This is a genomic window from Sphaerisporangium melleum (genome assembly GCF_014646695.1).
GTDB lineage: Bacteria > Actinomycetota > Actinomycetes > Streptosporangiales > Streptosporangiaceae > Sphaerisporangium > Sphaerisporangium melleum.
In genome coordinates, this window is the sequence record NZ_BMNT01000083.1 from 1 (window position 1) to 8,284 (window position 8,284).

The following is an 8,284-nucleotide window of genomic DNA, read 5'->3' on the forward strand; positions in this document are numbered from 1 at the left end:
ACGGTCGCCCTGGACGGCCTCCCCGGTCCAGACACCAGCGCCTCCCGTGATTTTGTTCGGCTAAGCCAATGTAACTGCACCGAACAAATTCGCCCTCGTTGTTCGCCTCGGCCGAACCAATCGAACCGAACAACTCGTCCCGCCGGGCCAAGGGAAAGCCAGACGTCGGAGGCGGCCAGGCGCCTGGTTGACGACGCCATCACGTGGTGGGCTCCTCCGCCCACGACGAGACCTCCGAACTGGCCTGACCACCACCCGGAGGTCTCAGATCCCGGCTACTCCTCCACAGAGGTCGTCAGCCCGGTCGAGCACCAGGCCGAAGGGTCACCTGCGTTGACGCCGGTGCCACCGATGCCGCAGTAGTCGTTTCTTCGAGAAAGTACTGCTGGTGGCAGCGACTCGCTTCCGGCTTCAGACGGTGATCGCGTCGTCTGTCAGCTCGTCTTCACGCGCCTAGCTTGCGGAGTCGCTGCGCCAGGTCAGGAATGTCTTCCAACTCGCCTGTCGTCACGGAGATGACCAGCCTTTCGGCCTCATCCACGTCGCGATACTCCAGAATCTCCCCATTGTCCTCAAGGAAGGCGACGGCAGCGGCCCAGCCGAGCCGCTTGTTACCGTCCACCAGTGGATGCCCGATCAGGATGCTCTGCATCAGGGCGGCCGCCTTCTGCCACAGGTCCGGATAGGCGTCGTCACCGAACACGGTCGTCTGCGGGCGGAGCACCGCAGCGTGCAGTTGACCGCCGTCACGTATCCGGACCACCGGGAGCACCGCCTCCGCCAGGGCCAGTAGGTCCTCTGTGGTCGGATAGGAAGTCATCGGGCGAGCCGCTCGAGCAACTCCCGGTCTCGCTCGGCGATCTTTCGGCCCATAGCCTGGTAGCGCTCCCGCCTGCGCCGGGCGATGTACTCCTCGATGGCGACCACCATCGCCGAGTTGACGCTCTGAGCGTCACCACTGGCGAGCTGCTTGATCTGCTCATACGTCTCGTCCGGCAGCCGAAGCCGTGTCTCAGCCATACGCCGACGGTATCATTTTTTGGTACCACGTTCCGGCGAGATCATCGCGGCCTGATCACACCTGCCCGTCTGACAGGCAGCCCGTCGAATTGGTCACCTAGCTTGACGTTGGTGCCACCGATGCTGCAGTAGCCGTTCCTGCGTACGCTGCAGCTGTAGCGATGCCTCTGGCTCGGACAGGTTCGTGCCTACACTGGAACCATGGATGTCGATGATGATGCCGGAGCCGGCACCGAGGACGCTCTCAATGAGCCGCAGCTTCCTCGGCACCTCGCCGCTCTGGTCGGTGCTCTCCAAGGGCCGGCAGACCTTGGCGTCCATCATGACCGGTATCTCACCTATCCTCACCACGAGGAGTCCGACGGAGCAATCATCGCGTGATCCTCTGCGACACGGGTCCCCTCGTCGCCGCGTTCAACAGAGCATGACCATGCCCACCAGCGTGTGCCCGTCGATGACCGGCAGGCGGCGGACGCGGTGGGAGGCCATGGTCTTGAGGATCTCCCCGGCGTCGTCGTCGGCGCAGATGATGACGGCCTCGCCCTGCGCCGGCTCACCCGCCTTGCACGACGTCGGCTCCTTGCCCTTGGCCAGCACCTTCACGACGATGTCGCGGTCGGTCAGCATGCCCTTCAGCCGGTTGTCGGAGCCGCAGATGGGCAGCGAGCCGACGTCGAGCCGGGCCATCTTCTCGGCCGCGTCGAGAACCGTCTCGTCGGCGAACACGCATTCCGCGTCCGGGGTCATGATCTGGCGTGCGGTCGGCTTCCTCTCTCCTTTCGTCGAGTACGGATGTCGTCGGGCTGCCCAGCGCCCGGCGGCTGAAACGAGCCGTCCGCCGGTGGAGACCGCCGATGCCACCGGACATTCAGCTCGTTTCCGGCCACGAGCAGTGCCGCGGCGAGCGAGGTCGCGTTCGTGGATTTCGGGGAGAGAGCCGAGTTCCGCCGGGCGTGCACCTTCGAGTGCCAGCGGCTCACCGCCTACGCCCCCGACGCGTGCGGCGGGCACCGCCACCGGAAGCGGACCGGGCGCCGCCGACCGATCACAGGTCAGGTGACCGTCCAGCGGGGGCCCTGGGCGGTGTCCTCGATCTGGACGCCGCCCGCGGCCAGGGCGTCGCGCACCGCGTCCGCGGTCTCGTACGCGCCCTGCTCGCGCAGCCGCCCGCGCAGGGCGACCAGTGGATCGACGAGCGGGGCGAGCCGCTCGCGCGGGGAGCTGAGGTCGGCCATGCGGCCGAGCCGGGTCACCAGGTGGCGCAGCACGGCGCGCGCCTGCTCCACGCCGCCCTCGTCCTCCTCGGTGTCGGCGGCCCAGCGGGTGATCTCCGCCTCGAGCTCCAGCACGGCCTCGCCCAGCGCGTCGGCATCGCCGCACCCGGTGGCCGCGTCGAACCGCGACTCGCACCGCCGCACCGACTCGGCCAGCGTGGCGGCGGACTCGTCCTGCCCGGCGGGAGCGACCGGGGTCGCCGGGCGCTCCCCGCCGGCTAAGAAGCCGGTGACGCCCTTCGCCAGCTCGCGAAGCTCGGCCAGGCCGAGCACGGCGCCGGCCGGGAACACCGTGTGCGCTCCTCTGCGCCGTACGGTGAGCGTGCCGCGCCCGCGCACCGTGACGGTCTCGGCGAGGAGGTCGATGAGCACGGCCGTGTGCTCGTCGATGCCGAGCACCGCGACCTCCTCGGGCAGCTCGCGTTCCATCTGCGACAGGCGCCGCTCGCCCAGGTAGCAGTACCGCGTGTCGTGCGTGCCGCCCTCGGCGTTGTCGTAGTGCGGGATCACCGCGACCGACAGGCCGAGTGCCGAGAGCAGGTCGAGCCCTTCCCGCCAGTGCGGCTCGGCGCCCACCTTGTAGATCTCGTAGACCGGCACCGCCACGACGCCGGCGGTGCAGGCCGCCGCCGAGGCCAGCACGGTGGCTCCCGCGCGGGCGCCGACCCTGGCCCGTAGCGCCGCGCCCACCTCCGTCCCCCGCCAGTGGTCCAGCGCGTACGTCGGGCTTCCCGGCCCGGAGAACACCCAGTCGGCGTCGACCAGGGCGCCGGCGCCGGAGGCCTCCTGCACCGCCACCCCGACGCTGTCGGCGAAGTAGCGCCTGGCCCGTGCGGAGATGTCGGCGGCGTTCTCCTGGAACGCGTACGGCGTGTCCAGCAGCAGCGCGCGGGGGGAGCGGCCGAGCCGCCGCACGACCGAGCGGTGTACCTCCACCATGGTCGGGCTGGTCTCGCCCGATCCCATGAGCACCAGCACTCCCGGACGTTCCGGCATAGCACTCGCCTCCTCAGGTGGTTCTCAACGAGAAGCCACGCACATGTGCGGCACTTACGGCAATAGCAAAGATGCGATGCGTGGCGACCGCTCCTGCATACTCGTTGCAATAGCCGAGTGGCGGTGCGCCGGCCGGTCGCCGAGGACGGGATGGGAACGCATGCTGACAGATGAGGTCGTCACTTCCACGACGACGGTCACGGTCGAGATCCTGGCACTGCGGGTGGACGCCTCCGGCTGCTGGGCGTACCGCCGCATGGTCACCACCCCCCTGCCTGGCGAGAGTCCCGACCAGGCCGCCCGCCGCATGTCGGGAGTGACCGCGGACGAGCGGAACATGATCGTCCACTCCACCAGCTGGCGGTACGAGCCGAGCGGCGAGGTGGTGCTCACCTACGCGCTCTGCCCCGACCCCTGGACGCACCTGCCCGCCACCCCTCTGCCGTACCTGCGCGTGGCGCGAGGAGGGGCGCCGGCCACCCCCACTCCTGATGACATGACGATGGCGAACGTCGTGGCGCACGGCATCCGCCATCTTGCCTTCTTGAAGGTCACCGACCCGGTCGTGCGGGCCACGCTGGAGCTGGAGCCCGCGATCGCCGCCGGCCTCGACCGGTTGTGCCCCATCTCCAGCCTGGGCGTGACCGTCCCGCAGGCCGTCTCGCTCTGACCGGGCGTTCGGACACCGCCGAAGGCCGGCCGAAGAAGGGCTTACGCCGCTCCCGGCCGCGGGAGTTGAAAGTTTCAGCACGTTTTCCGCCGCCGCACCGCCGGTGCGCGGGCCATGGTGCGCACCGCGGGCGCGTCTTGCGATGTCGGGGGGCCCGCGGCCGGATGTGACCGCGTGCCGGTCGAGCGGCCGTCCACCGCACCGCCGGCGCGTGCTGTACACCCGCAGGGAATCCACCCACTATGGGAGCGCTCCCACCCCCCGCCGACGAACGCGGCGCAGCCGGGCGGCCATCCCGCCAGAGGCGCGCCACCCTCTTTGTGACGACACCCCACCGGCACGGTCGTACGGGCACCGCCTCGGCCCTCTTCGCGGGCGGAGGGCCCTCGCGCACCTCTCGACTTAACCGGTTAATAACCCCCCGAGGAAGGTGACCATGAGAAAGCGACAGCGACTCCGGATGGCACAGGCGGCGGTGACGACCGTGCTCGCCCTGGTGATCTCGGTGCTCGTCGCCGCGCAGCCCGCGAACGCGGCGGTGGGCCTGCGGGTGAGCGGCCGGAACATCGTCGAGGCCAACGGATCCAACTTCATCATGCGCGGCGTCAGCCACGCGCACACCTGGTACACCGGCCAGCTCTCCTCGCTGGGAGGCATCAAGTCCTACGGCGCCAACACCGTCCGCGTCGTGCTGAGCGGCGGTCGCTGGCCGGCCAACGGCGCGAGCGACGTGGCCAACGTCGTCGCCCAGTGCAAGGCCTGGAAGATGATCTGCGTCCTGGAGAACCACGACACCACCGGGTACGGCGAGCAGAGCGGAGCGGTCACGCTCGACGCGGCCGTCAACTACTGGATCAGTGTCAAGAACGCCCTCGTCGGCCAGGAGGACTACGTCGTCATCAACATCGGCAACGAGCCGATCGGCAACAACAACGCGAGCTCCTGGACCCAGGCGACCGCCAACGCGGTCGCCAAGATGCGCAGCAACGGCTTCCAGCACCTGCTGATGGTGGACGCCCCGAACTGGGGTCAGGACTGGCAGTTCGTCATGCGGGACACCGCGGCCACCGTCGCCGCCGCCGACCCGCAGCGCAACACGGTGTTCTCCATCCACATGTACGGCGTGTTCGACACCGCGGCGGAGATCAACGCCTACCTGGACGCCTTCCGCACGGCCGGCCTGCCGCTGGTGATCGGCGAGTTCGGGTTCAACCACTCGGACGGCGACCCCGACGAGGACACGATCATGGCGCAGGCGCAGTCGCGCGGCATCGGCTACATCGGCTGGTCCTGGAGCGGCAACGGCGGTGGCGTCGAGTACCTCGACATGGTCACCAACTTCAACCCCGCAAACCTCACCTCCTGGGGCGCTCGGATCTTCACCGGCGCGAACGGCATCAGGCAGACCTCCCGCGAGGCCACGATCTTCGGCGGGGGCACCCCGACGGACACGACGCCTCCCACCACCCCGGGCACCCCGGCCGCCTCGAACGTGACCTCCTCGGGCGCCACGCTGTCCTGGACCGCCTCGACCGACTCCGGCGGCTCGGGCCTGGCCGGCTACGACGTCTACCGCGAGCAGGGAGCGAACGACACGCTGCTCGGCCAGACGGCCACCACCTCCATCACCCTCACCGGGCTGAGCGCGAGCACCCAGTACCAGGTCTACGTGCGGGCCCGGGACGGCGCCGGCAACCTGTCCGGCAACTCCGCCCTGGCGACCTTCACCACCACGACCGGGGGCGGCAACGGCGGGTGCAGCGTCACGGCCACCACCGGGAGCCAGTGGAGCAACGGCTATGTCATCCAGCCGGTGACCGTCACCAACACCGGCACCGCACCGATCAGAGGATGGACGGTGACCTTCACCCTGCCGTCCGGTCACACCGTCACCGGGTCGTGGAGCGCCGCCGTCAGCACCAGCGGGCAGACGGTGACCGCGAAGAACGAGAGCTACAACGGCTCGCTCGCGCCGAACGGCAGCACCACGTTCGGCTTCCAGGGCGGCAGGCCGAACAACAGCACCTCGGTGCCGTCCGGCTACACCTGCACGGCGAACTGACCGCGCCGGCGGACGCGGACGTGCCCCGCGCGGAGGTGATCCTCCGCGCGGGGCACGTCTCATGTCGCCCAGGTCGTGGCGGCTACCGCGCCCAGGGACGGGAGCCGGCCGGGCGGGCCTGGACGGCCCGCGCCGCAGATGGCCTGCTCAGGAAGCGGTGCAGGTCAGCGCCGGGGTCGCGGCGGTGCCGTCCGCCGTGAAGCCGAACGTGGTGGTGGCGCCGGCCGCCAGCGTGCCGTTCCACGTCTCGTTGCGGACGGTGACGGCGGAGCCCGAGCCGGAGCGCACCCCTCCCCAGATCTGGCTGACCGACTGCGCGCCGGGCCAGGTCCAGTTCACGGTCCAGCCGTTGATCGCGCTGCCGCCGGCGCGCACCGTGACGTTGGACTGGAAGCCGTTGCCCCAGGAGTTCACCGTCTCGATGGTCGCCGAGCATCCGCCGGGCACAGGGCTCGGCGTCGGCGTCGGGGTCGGGGTGGGCGTCGGGGTCGGGGTGGGCGTCGGCGTGGGGGTGGGCGTCGGCGTCGGGGTCGGCGTGGGAGTGGGGGTCGGAGTCGGCGTGGGGGTCGCCGTGGGGGCGCCGATCACGACGGTGGTCAGAGCCCGGGGCTTGAGCGTGACGTTCCCGCCCGTGACCGAGGTGGGCGTGAGCGAGTTGGCGTTGTCGGTGACATACGCCTTCGCGTCACCCTGCACGCCCTGCCAGGTCACGGCCGAGGTGCCGGTGTTGAGCACCTCGACCACCTTCGAGCCGTCCGCGTTGCGGAACGCCGAGACCTTCAACGACGAGTTGGACGTCGAGGCGCCGATGCGGGTCGCGTCCGGCCGGATGAACCGGCTGTAGGCCGCCATCGCCCACAGCCGCTTGGACACGTGGTAGGTACGAGCCGCCGTGTCGATCTGGATCATCGCCCGGGTGGCGCCGGACGAGCCCCCGAGCCAGAAGACGTAGCCGCTGACGTTGCCCGCGGTGAGCGCCTGGTGGATGGCCTGCGCGACGGTGAACCCGTCCTGGCCGCTGCCGTCGTCCCAGCTCTCGTTCCACGTGCTGCCCGAGGGTCCCCATTCCGACATCCAGGTGCGCTTGCTCCCGGGCTGCGGGCTCGTCACCGAGCTGGCGTAGGCGTGGCCGGTGTAGGTCGTCACGTAGCGCCGCGCGTCCGCGTCGGCCTCGATCGCGCTGCTGTACGGCTTGGCCTGGTCCCAGCCGTAGGAGTCACAACAGGCGATCTTGACGTTGCCGGCCAGCGGGCCGAGGACCTTGATGAACGCCACCGCCTGGGCCGGGGTGAACCGCATCGACTCGTAGGGCGCCGTGAAGTCGGGCTCGTTCAGGAAGCCCAGATCGGTGATCTTGATGCCCTCCTGCTCGTAGAACTTCGTGTACTGCATCAGGTACTTGGCGTAGGCCGTCCGCCACTCGGTCTTGAGGGTGCCGCCGTTGTCCGCGCTGCCGTTGTCCTTCATGTACCCGGGGGCGCTCCAGGCGTCGGCGTAGAAGCGCTTCACCCCGTACGACTGGGCGACCTTGGACAGCCAGACCTGGGCCCCGTCGTCGCCGTCCCACACGTACTTCGGCGTCGCGGAGGGCCCACCCGGGTCCTGCGGCTGGATGGAGATCATCTTGTCGTACGGGCTGCCCTGCGGGGAGGCGCCGATGCCGAGGCGCAGGATGCTGACCCCCGCCCCGCTGTCGCGGTCGAACCACAGCCGGAAGATCTCGTTCTGCTGCGCCTGGGAAAGGCTGCGCAGCAGTTCACCCCGCCGGAACGCCGTCGAGAAGCCGAAGCCGTCGATCGCCTGGTAGCGGGTGCCCTCCGACACGGTGATGACCGGATCGGCGGCAGCGGCCGTTCCGGTCACCAGTGCCGTGCCGAGCAGTGCGGCCGCCGCGGCCGCGGCCACGATCCGTAACATTGACCCTCCTGATGATCATGTCGTCCGGCCTGCCGGTGGAGCAGACGCGGCGAGAACCGGCCACCAGGCGGTCGCGCCTGGTGGCCGGGATGCGAACGGTGGCGCGGCGGATGCCGCATGTTCAGCCGGGGCGGCTCAGATGTTGATCTTTCCTGCGCCCGCTCCCGCGCTGACGATGGAGTTCACCTGCGAGGGGGTGTCGCAGGTGTAGGAGTAGGGGATGGTGGCCACGCTGCCGCCGGTCTGCCCGGCGCCGGAGTTGACCTTCTGGTTGTTGCGGGCGACCAGGGTGCCCGGGCCGGAGGACGCCTCGCCGAGGTGGTAGGGGTCGGCGACGTTCTCGAA

At 69.9% G+C, this 8,284-nt stretch carries 8 protein-coding genes and 1 pseudogene; 3 read left to right on the forward strand and 6 right to left on the reverse strand.

What is annotated here, in order from left to right; translation table 11 throughout:
* Nucleotides 1-445: 445 nt before the first annotated feature.
* Together IEY93_RS36830 and IEY93_RS36835 are read right to left on the reverse strand one after the other, a co-directional pair.
* A complete protein-coding gene (locus IEY93_RS36830) occupies nucleotides 446-820 on the reverse strand; it encodes a type II toxin-antitoxin system death-on-curing family toxin (RefSeq protein WP_189167798.1) in 375 nt (124 codons plus the stop codon).
* Nucleotides 817-1,020 (reverse strand): Arc family DNA-binding protein, encoded by a 204-nt coding sequence (locus IEY93_RS36835; RefSeq protein ID WP_189167799.1) that lies wholly within the window; start codon nucleotides 1,018-1,020, stop codon nucleotides 817-819. Before IEY93_RS36835 ends, IEY93_RS36830 begins: the two co-directional genes overlap by 4 nt.
* Nucleotides 1,021-1,221: 201 nt before the next feature.
* Here IEY93_RS36835 and IEY93_RS36840 point away from each other — a divergent pair, with 201 nt between their 5' ends.
* Nucleotides 1,222-1,401: a hypothetical protein gene (locus IEY93_RS36840; protein WP_189167800.1), complete on the forward strand. Its 180-nt coding sequence runs from the start codon at nucleotides 1,222-1,224 to the stop codon at nucleotides 1,399-1,401.
* Between the two features lie 33 nt (nucleotides 1,402-1,434).
* Here the strand turns inward: IEY93_RS36840 and IEY93_RS36845 are convergent, their stop codons facing one another.
* Together IEY93_RS36845 and IEY93_RS36850 are read right to left on the reverse strand one after the other, a co-directional pair.
* Nucleotides 1,435-1,767 (reverse strand): CBS domain-containing protein, encoded by a 333-nt coding sequence (locus IEY93_RS36845; protein WP_189167801.1) that lies wholly within the window; start codon nucleotides 1,765-1,767, stop codon nucleotides 1,435-1,437.
* A 305-nt stretch (nucleotides 1,768-2,072) separates the two neighbouring features.
* Nucleotides 2,073-3,290, reverse strand: coding sequence for a hypothetical protein (locus IEY93_RS36850; protein WP_189167802.1), 1,218 nt, complete (start codon nucleotides 3,288-3,290; stop codon nucleotides 2,073-2,075).
* Between the two features lie 160 nt (nucleotides 3,291-3,450).
* Between IEY93_RS36850 and IEY93_RS36855 the strand changes: the two genes are divergently transcribed.
* Together IEY93_RS36855 and IEY93_RS36860 are read left to right on the forward strand one after the other, a co-directional pair.
* Nucleotides 3,451-3,960 carry a hypothetical protein gene (locus IEY93_RS36855; protein ID WP_189167803.1) on the forward strand — a complete coding sequence of 170 codons (510 nt, stop codon included), beginning with the start codon at nucleotides 3,451-3,453 and terminating at the stop codon, nucleotides 3,958-3,960.
* 436 nt (nucleotides 3,961-4,396) lie between these two features.
* Entirely contained in the window at nucleotides 4,397-6,022 is a 1,626-nt protein-coding gene (locus IEY93_RS36860) for a cellulase family glycosylhydrolase (protein WP_189167804.1), read from the forward strand.
* A 147-nt stretch (nucleotides 6,023-6,169) separates the two neighbouring features.
* On the opposite strand, the gene IEY93_RS36865 is transcribed toward IEY93_RS36860, so the two are convergent.
* Together IEY93_RS36865 and IEY93_RS36870 are read right to left on the reverse strand one after the other, a co-directional pair.
* The gene (locus IEY93_RS36865; protein ID WP_203968524.1) at nucleotides 6,170-7,939 is read right to left on the reverse strand and encodes a cellulose binding domain-containing protein; all 1,770 of its coding nucleotides are present in this window, start codon (nucleotides 7,937-7,939) and stop codon (nucleotides 6,170-6,172) included.
* Between the two features lie 135 nt (nucleotides 7,940-8,074).
* A pseudogene (locus tag IEY93_RS36870) lies at nucleotides 8,075-8,284 on the reverse strand (pectate lyase); the annotation flags it as partial.